The sequence below is a fragment of the Mesorhizobium sp. M7A.F.Ca.US.005.03.1.1 genome (genome assembly GCF_003997975.1).
GTDB classification, from domain to species: domain Bacteria; phylum Pseudomonadota; class Alphaproteobacteria; order Rhizobiales; family Rhizobiaceae; genus Mesorhizobium; species Mesorhizobium ciceri.
Genome location: NZ_RZRO01000005.1, coordinates 1 through 20,299, shown reverse-complemented (window position 1 = coordinate 20,299; position 20,299 = coordinate 1). Strand labels below are relative to the sequence as shown.

Below are 20,299 nucleotides of genomic sequence, written 5' to 3'. Positions count from 1 at the left end.
GATGACGAGGCACATGCCACTTGTTTTCGAGACATTCCTTGAAAGACTGTCACAGAGTATCGATGAGGCAGATTTCCGGGATGCCATGGCTGAGGCGGCCGGACGACTTGACCTAATCTTCTTTGCCTACCTCTCCTTGCCAGCACGGCCTTCCGGCAAACCGAGGTTAATTTCAAACTATCCACCCCGCTGGACCAGACAGTATCTGGAAAATCAGTATGAGAAACTCGATCCTGTGGTCTTGCGTGCTCGAAATGGCGGCTGCCCGTTTCACTGGGGATCGAATTTGGGAGGCGATAAAATGTCGCCGGCTCAACAGCAGCTATTCGATGAGGCGGCTCAATTCAGCATCTGCTGCGGTTTGACGATCCCAATTGTCGATCTCCGCGGCCGCATCGCTGCGGTTACTTTTGCCGCCGATGAGCCTCGTCCAGTATTTCTTCGGGTCGCTGAGCGGTACGAACAAGCTCTTCAACTGATGGCGGCCTGCTTTCATCGTTGCGTTCGCCGCAAATTGCCGAGCGATCGAACAGTGGATGGGGTTTCGCTGACATCCCGCGAATATGAGTGCCTGAGGTGGGCAGCGCGGGGTAATTCAGCCTGGGTGACCGGCCGCATCTTGGGTATCAAGCCACGCACGATCGCTTTTCATTTGGACAATGCCAAGAAGAAGCTAGGCGTGCGAACCCAAAATCAGGCTATAGCCCTTTTGGGGTCCGAAGGGTCCTCAATTGTCTGAGAAGCTTTTTGATCCCCTTGTGCTCGGGCCATTCGATCGCGCGCTTTGTATCGAGCGTTGACTGGATGCCGAGATCTTCTGTTCCGCCGGCTCGGGCGATGCAGCCGTATTCTTCCAGTCCGCGCCGGTGATCATAGTCTATGGGTGCTCGAGCGGGTGTGTCGTCGCTGACGAGCTAGTTGTGGAGCCTCAACAGGTTGTCCTCGGTTAGAGCGAGGCGACTGATAGGTGTTTTGGACTTTAGGCTCCCGTGGGGACGGTGCCAATTGTATCTGTGCAGCCAGACCGGCAACTCTGCGGCGCGGTGATCTGAAGTCGGATAAGCGATGGCATAAGCCCATTCGCGCAGTGCTGTCTGGATGAAGCGCTCGGCCTTGCCATTGGTCTTGGGTGTATAGGGTCTTGTCCTGACGTGCTTGAGGCCGAGATCGCGGCAGGCCTTGGCGAAGGCCTTTGATCTGTAGCAGGAGCCGTTGTCGGTCATGACGCGGGCTATCGTGACGCCGAGGCTGGCGTAGTAGGCCACCGCCGCCTTGAGGAAGGCGATGGCGCTTTCTTTTTTCTCGTCGGGCAGGATCTGCGAGAAGGCGATGCGGGAGGCGTCGTCGATGCAGACATGGACGAACTCCCAACTGCTGCCGCGCGAGCTGGCATTGCCGGTGCGCTTGCCGGTAATGCGATGACCGATGCGCTCGAAACGACCGAGCTTCTTGATATCGATATGGATCATCTCGCCAGGATGCTCGCGCTCGTAGCGTCGGATCGGCTCGGCCGGTTCGATATCCCGCAACCGCGACAGTCCGGCACGCTTGAGAACCCGGCTAACGGTGGCGGGCGAGACGCCGACCTCATGGGCGATGTGCTTGCCGGTCCAACGTTGCCGCCGCAGCGCCATGATGCGCTCGGCGATCAACGCAGCGGTGGCCTGCGGCATATTGGCGGGCCGCGAGGAACGGTCGATCATGCCGGCCCGCCCTTCGGACTTGTAGCGCTCGACCCAGCGCGCCACGATCTTGGCCGACACGCCGTAGACACGCGCCGCATGGGCTTTGGAGAAAGCGCCTTCTATCACCGACAGCGCCATCTCCTCTCGACGCAGCGGTGTGAGACGGGCATTCTTATGGATGTTCATTCGGACCCTCCGGTGAGTGCTGAAGCTTGGTAACTCCAGTCTCCCCGGTCCGGTCCGAATGGACAACCTCCCGAAAGCTCACAGCTAGTCGTGCGGTTATATAGTTTCCGAGGATGGCCCGCTTGCATACCTGCCTGCCGGTAATCTCTAACCCTTGACTTAGGGCGATGGCTATCGGTTATGCGGCTTGAAAGCGAAGAGGTGGACCCTTCGTCGAGCGCCGGTACGATATGGAGTGCTGCTCCGGGCTAATACCCATCCAGACAGAGCGGAACCTTCTATCACGTCAGACGCTCGGACAGTTGCCAAACCCCGATTTCCTGGGAACTGAATTGTGCTCGCCACCGGGTCCATTTTGCCGGCGCGTCTGTGGTGCAGGCCCCGATCAGCCTGACCAATGGCACAGGAACGCTTCTATGACCGAGCACTGCGAATTTGTCAGCTGGCGAACAATTCCTTGTAGCCGCTCGTCACCATCCAGTTCGCACGGTCGAGATGACTACGAAGCGCCTTCCTGGCGCGCTCCGGTTCAAGTGCCGGATCAATGCCGAGGATCAGTTGGGCCATTTCCTCTTCGGGCGCCTCATCGGCTGAGGCGTCCAGGAGCCTCATATAGATGGTAAAGTGCGCCCTGTCGTAGGCGGTAAGACGGTCAGACCAAGGGACTTCGTCGAGCAGTGTTGAGCTTTGAGTCCTATCTGTTCCCGTTGATTGATTCATGTCTGCCGCGAACCTCGCATGTTGATCGCTGGATCCAAGGCAGAATATCCCAAAATGGGATAATCCGAAACGGGGATTAGTCGCTGAGCCGGTCTCTACCTGCCGGTTCACCTAAATGCCCAAATCTCTTCGATCTCCCCGCCACCAGCGGTTTCTGGCCCAGTTGATCTCACTGCGCAATGTCAAAGGGCTGACGCAGGCGCAGGTGGCTGAGAAGCTTGGTCGTCCGCAATCTTTCGTGGCGAAATATGAGGGTGGCGAACGGCGTCTCGATGTCATTGAGTTTCTCGACGTAACTGCGGCCCTCGATGCTGATCCGTGTGAGATTCTGTTGAGCCTGCGCACGTAGTGGGCGCCCGCGCCCATCACCGCGCGTGCCGTGTGCCGGTGGGTCGAGCCCCGATTTTCTTGGCTCTGGCGTCTCGACCATTCCGCTGCGCCTCCTAGCGCGTCGTTAGACTCTCGCAATTCGCTCTGTTTTGTGCCTTTCTCAGCAGGTGGCGCCGCATCCTTCTAGGCCCGCCGCGGCGTCCCGCAACCCTTAGCCAGCTGTGAGCTTTCAGTAGGTTGTCCATCCGGCCCTTCGGATGCGGTGCGGCTCAGACGGCGGACCCGTTCCTGTCATGATTCGCCGCCGCACCCATTCCTGGGAAGCAGCCATTGGCGAGCGGAGGACAAAATGATGAGACAGCGAAGCGCTGGGCCATCCGCGCTGTGGTGATACGTCGATGCATGGCGGTTGCGCGACTTCGTTGCTTGAAGCGAAGCGACCGCACCGCCCATTTCGTCAACTGGCGAACAAATCCTTGTAGCCGCTCGTCACCACCCAGTTTGCACGGTCGAGATGACTGCGAAGAACGTTGCGTGCGCGCTCAGGTTCGCGTGCCGGATCAATGCCGAGGATCACTTTGGCCATTTCCTCTTCAGTGGCGTTGTCGGCCGAGGCGTCCAGGAGCCTCATATAGGTTGTAAAGTGGTCCTTGTCGTAGGCTGTAATGCGGTCCGACCAGGGGACCTCGTCGGCGAACGGCGTGTTCGATCTGGGCTGCAACATCGCTAATTCTATCTCCGGCCAATGGACCCGCGAAGCCCTGTGCCTGCTAAATGTGGATTACATATTATAGTTGATAAACTCAAGCCGCCTGATCCGCTGGCTTGCGTGCATGGATATGCGCAAGTTGGTCGGACGGAATGTGCAGAGGATCAGGCAAAGGAAGCGCCTGACGCAGGAGCAGCTTGCGGAGATTTCCGGGTTCAGTCAGCAGTACATCAGCGGCTTGGAGAAAGGCCGAAGAAATCCGACAATTATCACGATCTATGAACTGGCATTGGCCCTCGGCGTCAGCCACATGGATCTGGTTCGGCCCGACAAACAGGCATGATACACCCGCCCTCCAAGTAGCTGGCCGCCTGATGGCGCGCGCCGGGTGCTCGTGAACCCAGGCTTTTCTTAGGGTCCCCCGGCAGCCCCTGCCATTTGGCTCGCCCTGGCCCGGCGCACCCTATTGGACAGTCGGCCGCTGCGGTTTTTGTCAGCCTTTCCTGGGGCGGTCGGCATTGCCTTTTAGGCCCGCCGCGGCCTCCCGCAACCTTCGCTCTCGCTTCAGGTCCTTCTCTTGGTTACGATCCTTCGGATGCGGTTCGCCTCTTTCAGCGGGCCTAATCGCTTTCTGCCGCCCACCCCACGGGGACAGCCACGCGAGACTAGTATGGAGCGTTGCGGTTAGCGCACGAACAGCAAAGGAACTGAAAAAACAGGCAACTGTCGAAGCATGGCTGAACCAGCCATCGTGTCGGCATCTTGGAGCCGCGTGTTCGCCTTGAGGCCCTGCCGGTAGGATCCCTGCAGTTGAAGTCATTGTCGGCATTCTGACAACAATGGACATGAACCGCCGAACTATCAAGGCGACCAGGTTGTTGTCTAGCAATGGTTTTCCGAATCGGCACGGCACTTGCGTTACCAAAAACAAGTACGCCGCGGCACGGATCGCCCAAGAGGCTGAACGACCTGATCTGTTTGACCCTCGCAGCAGGGGTGGATGGCTAACACAAAGGAAACTTTGAAGGTGGACGTTTTCGAAAGTTCTCCAATACCTGTCAGGAAAACACGGACGCCATCTTTCTCGGTGGATCTAGCCTTGCTGGGAGTCGCATTCGTTTGGGGGGCGAGCTATCCGGTCGGGAAAGGCGCACTGTTCTACGCGCCGGTTTCGATACTTGTTCTTTATCGCTTCCTGATTACTACGATCATTACGGCAGTGGCTGCAAGACATGAGATCGCATTGGTCTCCTGGGGCGATTTCATCCGCGGCTTCGCATTGGGAACAATACTTTTTTGCATCTTTATTGCTGAAACTTACGGCGTTGCATCGACAAGCGCAATGAACACGGCCTTGATCATATCGCTTTGTGTGATTTTCACGCCGAGCATCGACTATGGGCTATCACGGCGACTTCCACCTACGGGCATTTTGGCAAGTGCTGCCATAGCGTGCATCGGTGTCGGCATTCTCACTGGCGGGATCAGCAGGTTCAGCCCGGGTGACGCGCTTGTCTTGGGGGCCGCGATTCTGCGAGCGGTTATGGTCGTTTCCACCAAACGCCTTCTGGCCGGCCGGCAGATTTCATCTGCAGCCCTGACGGCCATCCAAGGATCGACGGTGGCAACACTTACTTTCGTTTTGGCCGTCGCTCAGTTCGGAATTTCAGGCCTTGTTGTGAGGGCCACCCTTCAGTTTTGGGGCGCTGTTGCCTTCCTTGCACTCTTCTGCACCCTCGCTGCATTCTACATTCAAAATGCCGCAGTGAGAAAATCCACACCGACACGGGTTGGCTTCTTGATGGGAACAGAACCTTTTTTTGGTTTCGTTCTAGCGCACCTTCTTCTGAATGAGCCTTTGACAGTACCGAGCTTGATAGGCGCAGGCCTCGTCCTCGCTGCGACGTTTGCTGGCATCTGGTTTGAGAGCAGGACATCCAAATGAACCCCATCTTGGCTTCCACCAAACCCGCCATCGGCGGCATTTCGAGTTTTGAAGATCTGGAGGCTTTTCCGGACCGAACCGCACCAGTTGCAACCATGTTCAGCGGCGGTCTCGACAGCACCTATCTTCTCTACAAGCTGCAAAGCCTTGGCTTTGCGAACATTGAAGCTGTCGCAGCGGATGTCGGAACGCGCATCGATCAGCCTTTGTTGGAACGGACGGCAGCCATGTTCGGCGCGCGCTTTGTCTGCCTCGAAGGGCGGGATGCCTTTGTCGAACAAGGCGTGAAATCAGCCATTCGAGCCCACGCCAAGTACCTTGGCATCTATCCGTTGAGCAGTTCGTTGAGCCGTCCCATAATCGCATCTTTGGTTGTTAATCATGCTAGGTCAATCAACTCACGGCTGGTTCTTCATACAGCAAACCTTTCTCAAAACAGTCTTCCGCGCCTTAACAATAGCATTAAGCGCTCAGGATTTTCCGGCAACTTCGGCAGTCCGTATGAATGCTCTGTGATATCCCGACAACAGAAGACCTCCGACCTGTCCAAGTGTGGAGCGACTTTTGTGGCGGACCGCACGTGGAGCGCGGACGAAAACCTCTGGTGTCGGGAATTCGAGTCGGGGCCTTTGGAAGATCCCGAGAACTTTTCCATCCCCGAGGAGGCATTTGCTTGGACGCGCCACATTCCCGCAGAGCAGCCGGTAGAGATCAAACTCGGGTTTGCAGACGGAAGTCTCGTGTCAATTGATGACCGTGATGTTGCATTGGTCGACGCAATCCCGTTCCTGAATAACACGGTCGGCAAATTCGGGCACGGCCGCTTTGTCGGGCTTGAACACATCACAACCGGCCAAAAGGTTCTCGAAGTCCGCGAGGCCCCTGCCGCGGCCATTATCTTCGACGCGCTGCGTCACCTCGAAACCGCTTCTCTTGACGTGGCATCAATCGTTTTGAAGCAAGGGCTTGAGCAAGCCTGGTCCCAAGAGGCGGTTTCAGGTGCATGGGGCAGTACTATTCACCAGATGTGCGAACGGGCCATTGCATCCGCCCTCGAGGGCGTTAGCGGGAGCGTCAGCTACATAGTCGATCACACACGCTTTTTACCTCGGTCGATCCGAGCCAGGACGCCGAGATACATTAGGGACCGCGACCTTTGGGAATACCAAGCCGCAACCCACATAGCGTTGTCCAAAGCGTTCCGTCCTCGCCAAGTCACCAAAAGGGAGACACCCGTGGAAAACAACGCACCCCAGGCGCCGGCCAACCTCAGTCAACAATGCACTGACGGTCTGGTGACAAATGGATGGTGGTTTTCAAAAGGCGAGCGCGCCGAAGCCTGCTTTGGCATCGAAATTGATGCAGCCTGGAAGAACTTTGCTGACCATTGGAATCGACTTCTTCTCGATGAATACATGCGTGACGGCGGAACATATCGTTACCGGCGCTATAGCGCTTTTGAATATGACGCGACTGACGGAATCTTTAGGCTCCTACCCCACGCCCCCTACGAACAATCAAAAAGTGTCAATCATCTGAATGGCGGCTTCAAGCGCCACTTCGAGCCCCTTGAAAACTCCTTTATAGACCATCCCGTCTTAGAAAAGATTCTGACAGGTTTCTGCAGAATTCTATGTGAAGCCGCCCGACATGATCGTTGGAATATCAAGATCCATCCCTACCGGATTGTCGCGCGCGATGGTGTAAATGGCAAACCGGCACCCGAGGGCCTTCACCAGGACGGGGTGGACTTCATTGCTTGCTATATGATTGGGCGGGTCAACGTCACCGGCGGCATGAGCATGATCACCGACGCCTCAAAGGAGTTCCTCGGCGAGGTCGAAATGAACTCCCCGAATGATTTTGTGATCTGCAACGACCGCGAAACCTTTCACGATGTATCGTCGATTGTGGCCGAAAACCTGAAAATGCCGTACGCTTATCGCGACGTCCTTGTGATCGCCTTCGAGAAATTATAACGCCCAGCGCGCCGAGAGCATTTTCAACAAGGTTCAATACTGCTTGGTATCCTCTCGGGTGTTCCTGGTGCGGGAACAATGCAGGATTAATTTCTTGCATCTAAACACCTAGATAGCAGTTTCGCCTCTCTGGTATGATGGTTTTTGGCCTCGCGGATCTCGCGTAATACGAATGACCGTGGACACCCCCGATCTTCGCAAGAAAGTGAGAAATTATCCTCATGCTGTCCGACGAGGTGGTCTGCGGCTTCGGAGGCACCGGGAACTGGTTTGGTAGCCAGACATTTGGGATGGAACCGGACATGCTCTCGATCGCCGGGGGGCTTTCATCCGGTCACCTGCCCATTGGCGGCGTCATTATCTCGACAAGATTTATCAATGCGCCGCTGACGAGGCCCACAAGGTCGGCGTGTTCGGTCACGGTTTCACCTACTCCGGTCATCCGGTGATAGCGGCCGTCGCCGCCGAGGCGATCAGGATCTACAGCGAGATCGATTTCGTGACCCAGGCGCGTCGTCTCGGCGATCACTTGCATGGAGCCCTCGCGGACGCGCTCGGCGACCATCCGCTTGTCGGTGAAGCCCGCGGCCGCGGCTTCATCGCGGGGGTTCAGATCGTCGAGGATCGTGCGCCCGTCGCGTCTTCGCGCCCGAGCTGAGGATCGGCGATGTCGAGCGGCGGTGCCGCGAGCACGGCGTCATGATCCGCAATATGGGAGAAGTGCTTGGAATCTGTCCGCCCTATATAATCACCGAAAGCGAGATCGACCCCTTGGTTGACGGCATTCGTTCTGCACTCGACGGCGCCGCTGCTGCGAATTCCCGGGTCGGTCGGGTGGCATGAGTTCCAGCATTAAGACCGACTGCTTCACTTCAGTGGATATTATCGAGCAAACGCTCACCCGAGGGGTGCACTTCATCCGTGTCCGGTACAAAACGTCACCCATGTCTCAGGTCGGGCACGCCGCTCGCCAACGACACCGAGTTCGGCCTCGCGGCCTACTTCTACACCGGCGATCTCGGTCGCGCCTTCCGCGTGATGGAAGGACTGAAGTACCGGCGTCAATGAAGGCCTGATCACCACGCCGGAGGTGCCGTTCCGCGGCGTCAAGGAATCGGGCCTCGGCAAGGAAGGCGGCCTCCAGGGCATCGTGGATTATCTCGACACCAAACATGTCTGCATCGGCGGTCTCGGCGTCTAGTGGTTCCCGCCTGACATAGGAGTCCAATCAGAGATTCCCTTTCTGGCCTGCGCGTGCGAGTCTGGCGCATGCGCACAGGAAGATCGTTCACCGTTTCGTCGGCCGATCGCGTCCGTCTGACGGCGCTGATCAGGGATCGCAACGCCCCGCAAAAGCATGTCTGGCGCGCCGAGATAGTGCTTTTGCCCGCCGACGGCGTCGGCACCGGCGAGGTCATGCGCCGCATCGGCAAGTCGAAGACCGACGTCTGGCGCTGGCAGGAGCGCTTTGCCGCGGAAGGCTGTGACGGGCTGCTGCGCGACAAGACGCGACAGTGGCGCATTCCGCCGCTCGGTCCCGATGTCGGCGAGCGCGTCGTGGCACTGACGCTTGCCGATCCGCCGGGCGAGAGGACCCACTGGACCGCCGACATGATGGCGCAAGCCGCCGCAATCAGCGCCAGCGCCGTCAGGCGCATCTGGAAGGCGCATGGTCTCGCACCCCACCGCTGGCGCCAGGTTCAAGCTCTCCAATGATCCGAAGTTCGTCGACAAGTTGCGCGCCGTCGTCGGCCTCTATCTCGATGCGCCGGCCCATGCCATCGTTCTGTCGGTCGATGAAAAGAGCCAGATCCGGCGCTCGACCGCACCCACCCGGCCTGCCGATGAAGAAGGGGCGGCTCGGTACGATGAGGCACGACTACAAGCGCAACGGCACCACCACCCTGTTCGCCGCCCTCAACGTCCACTATTGTCCCGTTGACGAGAATATCATCTTAGTTGCTTGTAAAAATTTGTTCTCCACTTCCGTCTCCATCGTATCTCAGTCAACGCGATGGAGCAGGAAATGACTACAAACATTGTGAAACTGGAAGAAGGCAGGGCAATCGGCTCTAATCGTGACGTGCCGCTGTCAGATCATGAGGCGGAAGCCCTAGGGCATCTTGCGGTGGCGCTGAGTGGCATTTCGACGACCATTCGGTCCGCCGCCTACAAACACGCGCTAAACTCTAGTCACGCGATGAAGCCCCTAAAGGAGACGGAGGACGCGCTTACCGACTACGACGCCTTGGCGAGGGCGGCGGGCCGAAAGCAGCCGAAAGCGGCGGAGGAGGACGACAGGAAGGGGGACGCCCTAGCGAGAGAGGCCGCCGCACAGGTCAGCAGGGTCGATCAGACCCGATCTTCCCGCTGGAGCAGACCGCGAAGGGTACCGGTGGCATCAACGGACTACGTTCGGCAGGTGGTCATGGCAGATAGTCAGCTTGGAGCAGTGTCGGCACTGGTAAACGCGCGGCGAGTGGCTCCAGAACGCTTCCATGCTTCTGTTCCCAGTGTAGATAATAATCCGGATGCTCCGCTTCTGACCTCTTTTTCGGACTATCTGAGCAGGGTGTGCGGACTGGAGTCAAAGTCCCGCGAAGGCGTTCTCCTGGGCAGCCGCCGCTTTCTGGATTGGTTCCATCACCACCATTCCCGGCCAAGCCCTCGGCGCGTTGACGGCTGAGCATGTCCTTGCCGCTGTCGAACATCGGCTGTCACTATCGGCGACCTCCGGTACCCGCACCGGCAGCAACTTCTCACATCGTATTGGGCTGGCCACCACGACCAGAATCTCGCGCGCGTCGTCCCCAGGACGCCCCACTGGCGTTTGGCTCATCTAACCCTCGAACTCGGCTACGGCCCGTCGACGGTCTTCTTCACATGGGTCGGATTCGACGAAATGGACGAGGTCACAGGCGACGGCCATGCTGAACTGCTCGACGACGGCTCCATCGACATCACCTTCTATCACAACGGCGACGAGGCAATCCTCAAGGCCAAACGGGACACTTCTTCAACGGCCTGCTAGGAGATCCGTGTTCGCCTTGCGCTGACAAAGAAGCTCACACATGACGTCCGGGAGACGATGCTGGCAAATGGTCTGGCTGAAGCATTCCACCCACAATACCAAAGCCCGTCCCGATCCAAAGCGCTTCTAAGCACTCCACCTCAGGCGCAAGGCCGGTTGGCCAGTGCATCTTCTTGGTCCGCCGGAAGAGAACCCCGCCCGACAATAGCTTCATGAGGTCTTGCGCTGCAGTGTCGACCGTAAAAAAGGGCGCGCGAGGCGCCCTTCATTTAAACCGGCAGTCGGGAAGCAGACTTCACTCTGATATTCAAAAGCGGTAGGTGACACCTGCGCCTATCAGCCAGGGATCGAGCTCCGCCTTCCCCGTCAGCTTCGCGCCGGTCACCGTGACGTCGAAGTCCGGCTTCAGGAAAAGCTTCTTCACGTCGAAGTTGAGGCCCCAGTGCTGGTCCACCATGTAGTCGAATCCGACCTGCAGCGCCGTGCCGAACGTGTTCTTCACCTTGAGAGCATCAGCGCTGCCAGTGTCCTGGTTGTAGAAGATCGTGTAGTTCACGCCGGCGCCGACATAAGGCTTGAACGCGCCGAGATCGGTAAAATGGTACTGCAACGTGAGTGTCGGCGGCAGCAGCCAAACTTTGCCGATGTTGCCCAACCCTCCGATCGTCCCTTGGCCCGCGATGTTGGCATAAGTGGTACCGAGTATGAGTTCGGCGGCGATGTTGTCGGTGAAGAAATACGAGATATCGAGTTCCGGCGTCACCGTGTCCGAATACGAAAGACCGGAGCCGGGAAGCGTATCAACGTAGCCCAGATCTTTCGTAACGACGCCCAACGCCCGCAGGCGGACCTGCCAAGGGATTGGCGCTTCGGTGACCGAGGCTCCCGTCTCCGCCAGGACGGTCTCTGCTTGCGCAGGCTCCGCGGCGACGGCCTGCTGTCCCACCATGATCAGGGCCACCGCCGCTGCTGTTGCCCGCGCTACGCCCATTCGCGTTCTCGCCATGAGATTCACTCCTTGATGTTCAGAAAGGATGCACTGCACTATTTCGTCTCCTGCTCGAATGAATTGTTGATGGACCTCAAATGCCCCTCTTGCGTTGCAACGCGTTCCGCCGTCTCCGGAGGGTGATCGTTGAAGCCGATTGCGCTGCGGAGAAAATTGGTGCCTAGACTGATGAATGCGGCTTGCTCCCGATTGTCCTCGCCGCAGCCGTGCCCGCCTGCGCTGGCCTCGTAGAAGTAAGCGGGATAGCCAAGAGCCTGCAGTTTTGCGGCCATCTTGCGCGCATGGCCCGGATGGACGCGGTCGTCGCGTTTCGTGGTGGCGATCAGGATAGGCGGATAGGGCTGTCCCGGCGCTGCGGCGTGATAGGCGGAGATTTCCTTCAGGAAAGCCCAATCGTGAACCTTGTCCGGATCGCCATATTCGTCGATCCAGCTCGCGCCCGCCAAGAGCTTGGTGTAGCGACGCATGTCGATAAGCGGTGCTGTGCAGAACAGAGCCCCGAAATGCTCAGGATAGCGGGTCAGCATGTTTGCGATCAGCAGGCCGCCATTTGAGCCACCCTCGGCGGCAATCCGCCTCGGCAGGGTGATGCCCCTTCGCACGAGGTCGGAGGCAACGGCGGCGAAATCGTCGTGGGCGAGACGCTTGCCCTCCCTGCGCCCGGCTTCGTGCCAGCGGGTGCCGAACTCGCCGCCGCCGCGGATGTTCGCCTCGACACACGTGCCACCGCGCTCGAGCCACAGCTTGCCCAGCGGGGAGTTGTAGTAGGGCAGGAATGATACGCCGAACCCGCCATAAGCGGAAAGGTGAATCGGAGCATCTCCGTTCCCGTTCGCCGGACCAACCTGCGTATAGGGGATCAGCTCATGATCGATAGAGACTGCCTCGTGGCGCGTGACCACCAGTCCGGATGCATCGAAATTCTCCGGGCTGCGCTTCAGGATTGCTGAAGCGCTGAGAGACGGCGCGGCATTCAGATCGAACAGCAAGAGCTGCGGCGGCGTGATCGGATCCTGAGCACAGATCAGGACCTCTCCATTGGTCTCGTGAACTGCCGCATCGAATGACCAGACGTCGACAGTACCTTCGGCGGGCAGGGTGTTCAGGACTCGGCGCGTCCATTCCTGGTGGCCGGGAGTGAACATCTCGAAACGCGGTGCGAGATTGACGAGGTAAGAGATAATGAGCTTCCCGTCATTCCAGAAGAATGACTGCATGGAGCGCCTTTCCCCTGGTTGAAACAGGGTCTCAAAACGGCGTCCGCCGGCGAGGAAAGTGGAAAGCGAGATGACGATCAGCGCGTCGGCGGGATGGGTGGTGCCTCCCACCGTCCAGGGCTTGCGCGGCCTTACCGCCAGCCAGTCGCCGAAGACCCGCCACGACGCGTCGCGAGGAAGATCGATCTGCCTCCTCGGCCCGCTCCTATCGCCGATCCAGCTGATCTTCTCGAAGAAGGCCGGCTGCTCGATGAACCAAAGGCGCTCGCTGCGGCCGGTGCGGTCCGAATGACCAGACACTTGGAAGCTTTCGAACCCGGCCTCGAAGATTGCCGGCGTGGTGAGGGGATCCGCGTCACGCTTCCACAGTCGAACTGTGCGCGCATAGCCGGAGCGGGTGGCCATGCCATTACCAAGCGCACTGGAAAGCAGAAGCGTGTCAGGGTCCAGCCAATTAACGTAGCCTTTGGCCTCGGGGAGGTTGAAGCCGTCGGCGACAAAGCTCAGAGAAATCAGGTCGAATTCGCGATGCACGACCGCGTCGCTGCCGCCGCGCGACAGGCGCAGAACGGCTCTTTCCCGTCTCTCCGGCTCGATGGACGCGCCGTCCCAGATCCAGTCCTCTCCGTCGCTAGCCGCGAGAGCATCCAGATCGAGCAGTAGCTCCCATTGGGGATCCGCCTTCATGTAGGCGGCAAGGGTGGTCCGGCGCCACAGTCCGCGTGGATTACCGTCATCTCGCCAGTAATTGTAGAGGTACTGACTACGGCGCGCGATCAGGGGAAGATTGTCGCGATTGTCGAAAATGGCTGTCAGAGCCGCGCGGTCGCGCTCGAACTGCGTTCCACCGAAGTGCTTCAGAGTCCTTGCCGATTGGCCGGCGGCCCAGGCAAGTGCCCGCTCGCCCTCTACATCTTCAAGCCAGACATAGGGATCGTCGTCGGGAGCATCAAGCGTTGGACGGACATCAAATGCGTTCATGTCCGGACAGCCTTCAGAAAGAAGGGATAGAGGCTTCCGTCGGCTCGGGAACGCTCAGTGTCGGTAGCGGCGCCCACATGTTCGAAAAGCGTGATCATTGATGAGTTCTTCCAGTCGGTGCGGCATCGCAGTGCTTTTGCGCATAGGGCCGCAACCTTCGTGCCAACTGGGAAAATCGTTTCGGAACAATGCGATCGCTCTGGAAGCGTTGTGTCACATGTCCGACATCGTCGAGAATCCGACAACGAGTGCTCCTCCTAATCACCGGATCAACCTCCGGCGCCAGTCGTGGACACTGTGCAGAACTCGAGAAGTGAAGCTCATTGGAGTGAACCTGGTTGACGCCCAACATCTTCGCTCTGGAGCGCTTCACGCACACGGATTCATGGCAGACACCATGATGCGATCGATGCTGTTAGAGACCAAGCTGGCTGCGCCTGTGAGTTTCAGCCGCCAGCTGGAAGCAGCGGAGTTCTGAGGAGAAGGGTGGGGGGCCCAAGCCCTGCCGCAATCTTGGCCTGCACCGTCCCCTTGATTGTTGTGGGTCAACGTCTGCCTGCCCGCTGAATTTGGCACGCCTTACACCTACGTCACGACCAAGACCTTCCTGTTGCACTTCGGCCTCGACACACTGCGGGATTTGCCCGATTTCGAGGCGATTGAGGTTGCCGCGCTGCTCAGCAAGGAGAAGCTGCTGGCGGGCGATACTCCCATCGGGCTGGTGAGTGGTGGAGGAGGTGAGGAGCGACACTCCAAGGCCAGGACGGGCTAGCGCAGCAGATACATGGAAGTAATCGCTTGATATGAGCGGTTGAGAGTCGAATCAGGGAACTATGCGATCACTATCGATAAGAGGTGGCAATATCGATCGTGATTGTATCGGGCCACTCTACGGCGAAGGAGGCGGCAACTTGTGTCTCCGACCCGAAACGATTACCTTGCGGCCATTATGAGCAAGCATTTGGCATCCGTCTTGACGACGTGAACGCGCCCTGCAGCGTACAGCTGGACGACGCGGCGCTGGCCGATTGCTTTGCGGATCTCGATTTGGCCAAGCAGCATCCCGCTCATGTCAGCGCCTTTCTCGGCGAGGTCCCTCTCGCCCAGCAAGTCGAGTTCGCAACCGCGCACCACATTCGCGGTCGACGAGATGAAGGCTTTTGCCGCCAAGTTCTCTGCCTGGTCCGGCGAAAGCTATCCGCTCGCCGCATAATGGCTGGACATGATAGCCGACGCCCGTCCCGAATGGCGGCGGCTTTTTCGTATTATATCGACCTGATCGACAAGATGCGGCGGAACAGGGGTCCACGTGCGATGCGGCCAAAGCGGATCCAGCTCTCGAGCGCGACTACGGGGTAGGTGTGGTCGCTGGAGCCGCGGCCGACCTCGACCTCGCGCCAGCCGGTCTTGCCGCGCAGGGTGACCAGCAGCCCTTGCCGTCAAAAATCTCGATCCAGCTGGCGCCATCGCTGTTGTCGTCGCGCATGACGTCGAGACCGACGATCTCGGAGCGCCGCAGGCCGCCGCCACAGCCCAGGAGCAAAATAGCGCGGTCGCGCAGGCCCTGAGGTCGTGGCCGAGCGTGGCGATCATCGCCAGCAGATCGTCGCCAGGACCGCCTCTTTCTGCCGCGGTGGCTTTGCGTGCTTGCGGCGAATGCCGGCAAGAACCTTATAGATATGCCGCTCCGCGCGGTCCAACGGCCGGCCGCGCTGGGTAAAGTTCCAGGCGAGGCCGGAAAGCCGCCGCTCGATGGTCGCAAACTAAAGGGCAGGGGCGCCACGCTTCGGATCGCCGGCGGCGGTGCCCGAGGCACAGGCGCTGATATTGAGCCTGATCACCTTCGAGCCCGGAGGCAGGGGATCGAAGCCAGCGCGCCGGCACCAGGAGGAAAAATGCCGCCAATCCTTGGGGTAGGCGTCGCGCGTGTTCTCCGAGGTGGCGTTGTAGCCCCTCGCGGTCTCGACCAGTTCCTGGACATGCGCCGGGACTCTTTGAGCCGGGTCTCCATCTCCTTGTAGAGCTTGTCAAGCTCGCCATCGACTGGCTTCAGGTCGTCGATTGAACATTGCGTCATCATAGGCTTTGTGCCTTGTTGTAGCAGGCATCGTCCGTTCGCGCGGCGGACACAGACATCACCGTCGCTGAGCCGAGAACGACGGTAAAAGAAAATGCACTCACTGACTTCATAACCAATCTCTTTTGCGGGTGATTTAGAAACGGACGCCGAGCTTGGCGCTGAACCCGTGTGTCTGGGCATCCGAGGCGATCTGTCCCTGATAGGCGATGCCGAACGTCGCGTTCTCGGTGATGTTTACGTCAAGCCCAGCTTCGAGCAGAGCTGCGTTCTTTGCGATCGGCACGCCCTTGATGGCGAAGGAGGAACCGCCAGCAAAGGCAAGAGCGGTATCCGGCCTGACGTCGCCGAAGGCGTGGCGCCAGCCAAGACCGCCGCGCGCGGTAGCAGTCACGGTGCCGAGGGTCAGTACCGTCGACGCACGCAGACCTAGCGTGGTAAACGCCGTGTCGCTCGAGCGATCCCCGCTCGACAAGGCGGCTGCGCCGCCATTCTCGGTGAAGCCATCGGCGTCAAAATTCACATAAGCGAGATTAGCGTAGGGCTCGAAGGAAGCCGAAGCCGTATTGATACGGTAGCCGAGCTCGCCAAAGGCCTGGAACGTGCCGGCGTCGTAATCGGCCGAAAGGCTGTCGGCGAAGCCTGGAAAGACCACGGACCTGCCGGTCTCGATGCTGTGCCAGGTATAGGCAAGGCCGGAACGAAAACCGAGATTGCCGTTCTGCGTGCCGGCAAAAAGACCGAGATGGTAATTCTCGCTCGAGCCCGACGACGCGCGATCGTCCGCCTCCAAGGAGGTATGGCTGTAGCCGCTGATGAGGCCGAGCCGCCAGCTTTCGCCGACAGCCGCGTCACCGCCAGCCAGAAAGCCGCCTGTCGAGTGATCGAGACCGGCGGCATTGCCGTCGCTGTCGAGATGACCCCAGGCGCCGAAGCCACGGCCCCATACGGCGAAATTCTCACTCGTTGCCGGGGCCAGTTCCAGACCACCCAGCCCATAAGTCATCACCGGAACGCTGGAGGCACCGACGCCGTCGAACGCCGCACGGATCCGTTCGCTCGCGGCATCGCGTACAGAATGACTGTCCTCGATGAGGCCGCTATGAATGGAAGCATGAACCTCGCCTGATAGCATATCGAAAGCGTTGCGGGCTTCCGGCGCCGTCAGGAACAGGATGTTGTCCTGGATCGGATTACCGCTTCCAAGCGCCTGAGCCGCTGCGGCGACCGAGCGTTGATTGAAGGTGCTGGCTACATCGGCAAACGCCGTCGATGTGCGGCTGATATCGAGATAGACATTGTTGGCATCGTAGACGAGCTGGAAATCGACGAAGGGCGTCGCGTCTGTCGCCAGAGCCCCCGTCAGCCCGCCATAGGTGCCGCTTACGCCGCCTGCTGCGGAGAGCAGAGTATATCGGGCATCGACCGATAGCGTTCCCTGCCGCAGCAGCTCGATCTGCGCGCCGCTGTCGATCGCCGCTGCTCCGCCAACATCGATGAGATCGGACGACCTTGCGAGGTCGACCTGATAGATCGATCCGGACTGCTGCGCGAAATCGCCCGTGACAGTCAGTGTGGTGACGATCCTGCTCGGATCGGTCGCACTGCCAGGAGCGACCGTGCCGCCCTCGGAAATGGTGACCGCACCGTAGGTGCCGCCGCCTGCGACGACACCGCCGCTGTTTGCGATAGCCGTGCCCCCGATCTGCCCGTCATTCCCGAGAAAGCCGGACGTGGTCGCATCATGGGAAAGCACACCTGTATCGGCAAGCAGCAATCCCGCGCCGGAACCGACCGTCGTCATGCCGGAAAAATTGTTCTTTCCGCTCAGCGTTTGCACGCCACCGGCAACGAATAGTTTGCCGCCCATATTATTGTTATCAACGTCGAGGTCGTTGATGCTGCCGGCGAACGTGTCGTTCGAATCCGTTAGCACCAGGGTACGCTTGCCCAGTTCGACCGTTCCGCTGCCACTCAGGCTACGAATACGGGCATCGTTGTAGGCGTCGGAGATTCCCCAATAGTCGCTGCCATTTCCATGTTCGGAGATATCGAACGTGCCGTCTGCAACGACTTTCGCTGACCGTTGGATGTTGCCGAGCCCCGCAAGCGAGAGATAGGCATCCTGAGCAATATTCGTCTCGCCGGTGTAGGTGTTGACATTCGTCATCCGGACCACCGTCTTTGTATCAAGCGTCAGCGATCCGGAGCCGGAGACGACACCCGCTATGCCGAACCCGCCCTCATTCCCCATGCTCGTCGTGATCCTGCTCAGACCGGTCCCTTCGGGTGCGGATGAATCGGTAGAGAAGTTGCTGGCAGTGACGAAATGTGACGTATAAGCGGTATACTTCTTCTCCAGATCGAAAATGACCGATCTGTTTTTGAAGAAGTCAAGACCGGCAACAAAACTGGTCTGGTCATTGGGTTGTTCCGTCGTGCCGCTGGTGTAGGTGAAGTCGATATTGTCCAGCCTTACCGGATCGCCATCCGTTCCTGCGATTGTAACGCTCGGGATGTTGCCCGATGCGCTTACGATCTCGCGTTGCTCATTTCTCCGAACATTTTTAAGTTTGACGCCCGCATCCTGAAATTGCTTCAGCATCGCATCACTGATCTCCAGACTGCCACCGCCCGGTGTGCCGGTGTCGAGCAATACCGCGGTCTTGTTGGGGTCGGTGATTGGTGGGGCTCCATCCTTAACCGTGTACTGCAGATTGTAGCTGCCTTCGTATTCGGTCGAGGCATTGGCGCCAGAGCCAGGAAAATTCTGATAAGAATCCTGATCTTTTTCCTCGGGTTCTCCCCATGGCATGGCATTAGTATATTGGGCCCGGAGGCTTGGATTGAGGTTGACAATCGTGCAGGGGGAACAGCCAGGCGTTTGGTCGCTCTCGGAATCCGGATTCACATTGGCGGAGACCACGTAGCCAGACCTGGTGACACTGCCCATCATGCCCCAGACACTTGTCTTGCCAAGAAAATCGCCGGCCCCGAATGTACCTGCGAAATCGCCGCCTTCGTCTGCCATCTTGCCAGCGGTCATTTTCGCCCGCTGCTCCTTATCGGCGTGATAAGGTTCTTGGAGATCCTGACCATACATATCTTTAAGTCCATCCGTCACGGATCCCGGCGTGCACTTAAGATTGTTGTCCTTGCAATACGCATGGGTATAGACAAAATCGAGAATGCGAGCAGCCCGGTATTTCTTATCGCTTACAGACGGCCCGTCGATTGTTATCTTTTGATCTGGATCGACATATGTAAATTTATCAATTTCCACGTTCTGAAGCTTATTACCATACGTTCCGTCCCCGTACGTATATACGTAAGGCGTGTCGGCAATCGGGCGGACCCCGGTCACCTCTGACCCGATCTGCGTGTTGAGCTGGTCCGAGCCCGTGTCGAATACGTATCGCTGCGCGTTGCCATTGTTGATCTTGGCCCAGATGCCCAGGCGGTCATGGCCTTCCCCGACATACTCCAGCGGGATCGAAATCGGGTCGTCGGCCAACGCTTCTCCAGTTGGAAATGCTACCAGACCCACCCCGAGAGACACAGCCGGCAGGAATACCGTCGTCATCGCGGTGGTTGCCGCCAGAAAGTTCTTTGTCCTGAAACAAGCCTGCATACCTGGTCCTCGAAAAAGTCTCGCAAACTGATTGTTCATTGGAACGGCCTCCTGAATTGTTTAACGAGACCCTTTATGGCGGCCCTGGCTGACAACAGCCTGAAAGCTGCAAGCGGCCTGCGAGAATGGGGCGATCCTGAATGACGACAGGTGCTGTCAACAATGGATGAGTGCTCGGCCTGAAAGCTGAGCACGCTTTATGCTCAGGCTGCTGACAAGGCCAAAGCAGCGTAAGTGCGGAGTGAAATCCAAGGTCCACATGGGTCGTCGCGCTTCCCGTGCGCCTGGGAAGGCGCCGGCCCGGCCAAGCTTTCCCAGATCGTCCGGATGGCGCACAAGATACCGGTTCAGGTCGATCGAGATGGAGGCCGAGGCGTATGCCAAGGCGGTCGACTGCCTGACGAAAGATCAGAATGCGTCGCTGGCGCTCTACGATTTCCGCCGGCAGCGAGCTCAGCTCCTGCCGGGCATCCGTGTTTACTGGCGACGAGACACAAGATGTGCCCAAATTGCCACCAGACCGTCACCTGCGATGAGTTTCGGCAACTGATTTTGTCCTTTCAATCGTCGCCACTTCCTGGCCGCGGCCAACATGGGCCACTCGAAGGCAGCAGACTGGCGGCTATATGGACGGGCTGTGAGCCCGCACCGGAGACATTGGCGAAATCTACGATCTCTATAGCAACGTCAAGGAGAAGCGCGAGGTGTTGCAGATGTGGTCAAATCACATCGAATGGCTGATCAAGCAGGCTGCGGATGACGCTCTGGCGGCGTAGCTGCTGGCATGGGCGGAAGATGC

At 58.7% G+C, this 20,299-nt stretch carries 17 protein-coding genes and 4 pseudogenes; 13 read left to right on the top strand and 8 right to left on the bottom strand.

Going from position 1 to position 20,299, the window contains the following annotated elements:
- Window position 1: 1 nt before the first annotated feature.
- A complete protein-coding gene (locus EN990_RS03635) occupies window positions 2–739 on the top strand; it encodes a LuxR family transcriptional regulator (protein ID WP_082826574.1) in 738 nt (245 codons plus the stop codon).
- A gap of 175 nt (window positions 740–914) precedes the next feature.
- Here the strand turns inward: EN990_RS03635 and EN990_RS03630 are convergent, their stop codons facing one another.
- Both EN990_RS03630 and EN990_RS03625 read right to left on the bottom strand, forming a co-directional pair.
- Window positions 915–1,871 carry an IS481 family transposase gene (locus tag EN990_RS03630; RefSeq protein ID WP_063169302.1) on the bottom strand — a complete coding sequence of 319 codons (957 nt, stop codon included), beginning with the start codon at window positions 1,869–1,871 and terminating at the stop codon, window positions 915–917.
- Window positions 1,872–2,309: 438 nt separating this feature from the next.
- On the bottom strand, window positions 2,310–2,591 hold the full coding sequence (locus EN990_RS03625; protein ID WP_063169301.1) for a DUF2285 domain-containing protein: 282 nt from the start codon (window positions 2,589–2,591) through the stop codon (window positions 2,310–2,312).
- A gap of 115 nt (window positions 2,592–2,706) precedes the next feature.
- Between EN990_RS03625 and EN990_RS03620 the strand changes: the two genes are divergently transcribed.
- The gene (locus EN990_RS03620; protein ID WP_082826573.1) at window positions 2,707–2,940 is read left to right on the top strand and encodes a helix-turn-helix transcriptional regulator; all 234 of its coding nucleotides are present in this window, start codon (window positions 2,707–2,709) and stop codon (window positions 2,938–2,940) included.
- Window positions 2,941–3,378: 438 nt separating this feature from the next.
- Here EN990_RS03620 and EN990_RS03615 read toward each other — a convergent pair whose 3' ends face one another.
- Window positions 3,379–3,645: a DUF2285 domain-containing protein gene (locus tag EN990_RS03615; RefSeq protein WP_063169299.1), complete on the bottom strand. Its 267-nt coding sequence runs from the start codon at window positions 3,643–3,645 to the stop codon at window positions 3,379–3,381.
- A 109-nt stretch (window positions 3,646–3,754) separates the two neighbouring features.
- Between EN990_RS03615 and EN990_RS03610 the strand changes: the two genes are divergently transcribed.
- From EN990_RS03610 to EN990_RS03575, 9 genes and pseudogenes are all read left to right on the top strand, one after another.
- The gene (locus EN990_RS03610; protein WP_029354714.1) at window positions 3,755–3,973 is read left to right on the top strand and encodes a helix-turn-helix transcriptional regulator; all 219 of its coding nucleotides are present in this window, start codon (window positions 3,755–3,757) and stop codon (window positions 3,971–3,973) included.
- A gap of 657 nt (window positions 3,974–4,630) precedes the next feature.
- Window positions 4,631–5,575, top strand: coding sequence for a DMT family transporter (locus EN990_RS03605; RefSeq protein ID WP_082826572.1), 945 nt, complete (start codon window positions 4,631–4,633; stop codon window positions 5,573–5,575).
- Entirely contained in the window at window positions 5,572–7,554 is a 1,983-nt protein-coding gene (locus EN990_RS03600) for an argininosuccinate synthase-related protein (RefSeq protein WP_063169298.1), read from the top strand. The genes EN990_RS03605 and EN990_RS03600 overlap by 4 nt, the downstream gene beginning before the upstream one ends.
- 221 nt (window positions 7,555–7,775) lie before the next feature.
- Window positions 7,776–8,003 (top strand): aminotransferase class III-fold pyridoxal phosphate-dependent enzyme, encoded by a 228-nt coding sequence (locus EN990_RS36570; protein ID WP_263485461.1) that lies wholly within the window; start codon window positions 7,776–7,778, stop codon window positions 8,001–8,003.
- Complete coding sequence (locus tag EN990_RS36565) at window positions 7,964–8,212, top strand: aminotransferase class III-fold pyridoxal phosphate-dependent enzyme (protein ID WP_063169297.1); 249 nt, start codon at window positions 7,964–7,966, stop codon at window positions 8,210–8,212. Before EN990_RS36570 ends, EN990_RS36565 begins: the two co-directional genes overlap by 40 nt.
- Window positions 8,213–8,520: 308 nt before the next feature.
- Window positions 8,521–8,755, top strand: a pseudogene (locus EN990_RS03590) (aldehyde dehydrogenase family protein); the annotation flags it as partial.
- Window positions 8,756–8,823: 68 nt separating this feature from the next.
- Window positions 8,824–9,479: pseudogene (locus EN990_RS03585) on the top strand (IS630 family transposase); the annotation flags it as partial.
- Between the two features lie 101 nt (window positions 9,480–9,580).
- Window positions 9,581–10,240 carry a hypothetical protein gene (locus EN990_RS35940; RefSeq protein WP_063169296.1) on the top strand — a complete coding sequence of 220 codons (660 nt, stop codon included), beginning with the start codon at window positions 9,581–9,583 and terminating at the stop codon, window positions 10,238–10,240.
- Between the two features lie 144 nt (window positions 10,241–10,384).
- Window positions 10,385–10,585 carry a hypothetical protein gene (locus tag EN990_RS03575; protein WP_244514237.1) on the top strand — a complete coding sequence of 67 codons (201 nt, stop codon included), beginning with the start codon at window positions 10,385–10,387 and terminating at the stop codon, window positions 10,583–10,585.
- A 307-nt stretch (window positions 10,586–10,892) separates the two neighbouring features.
- Here the strand turns inward: EN990_RS03575 and EN990_RS03570 are convergent, their stop codons facing one another.
- On the bottom strand, window positions 10,893–11,591 hold the full coding sequence (locus EN990_RS03570; protein ID WP_063169295.1) for an OmpW family protein: 699 nt from the start codon (window positions 11,589–11,591) through the stop codon (window positions 10,893–10,895).
- 38 nt (window positions 11,592–11,629) lie between these two features.
- Window positions 11,630–13,792, bottom strand: coding sequence for a prolyl oligopeptidase family serine peptidase (locus tag EN990_RS03565; RefSeq protein ID WP_082826571.1), 2,163 nt, complete (start codon window positions 13,790–13,792; stop codon window positions 11,630–11,632).
- A gap of 217 nt (window positions 13,793–14,009) precedes the next feature.
- Between EN990_RS03565 and EN990_RS03560 the strand changes: the two genes are divergently transcribed.
- Both EN990_RS03560 and EN990_RS03555 read left to right on the top strand, forming a co-directional pair.
- Window positions 14,010–14,270, top strand: coding sequence for a hypothetical protein (locus tag EN990_RS03560; RefSeq protein WP_095769041.1), 261 nt, complete (start codon window positions 14,010–14,012; stop codon window positions 14,268–14,270).
- Between the two features lie 93 nt (window positions 14,271–14,363).
- A pseudogene (locus EN990_RS03555) lies at window positions 14,364–14,564 on the top strand (SMC-Scp complex subunit ScpB); the annotation flags it as partial.
- A gap of 161 nt (window positions 14,565–14,725) precedes the next feature.
- On the opposite strand, the gene EN990_RS35365 reads toward EN990_RS03555, so the two are convergent.
- The 3 genes and pseudogenes from EN990_RS35365 to EN990_RS03540 all read right to left on the bottom strand — a co-directional run bounded on the left by EN990_RS35365 (window position 14,726) and on the right by EN990_RS03540 (window position 19,539).
- Entirely contained in the window at window positions 14,726–14,962 is a 237-nt protein-coding gene (locus EN990_RS35365) for a hypothetical protein (RefSeq protein ID WP_063169293.1), read from the bottom strand.
- Between the two features lie 116 nt (window positions 14,963–15,078).
- Window positions 15,079–15,762 (bottom strand): annotated as a pseudogene (locus tag EN990_RS35935) (integrase); the annotation flags it as partial.
- Between the two features lie 243 nt (window positions 15,763–16,005).
- A complete protein-coding gene (locus EN990_RS03540; RefSeq protein WP_082826570.1) occupies window positions 16,006–19,539 on the bottom strand; it encodes an autotransporter domain-containing protein in 3,534 nt (1,177 codons plus the stop codon).
- Window positions 19,540–20,299: the final 760 nt, after the last annotated feature.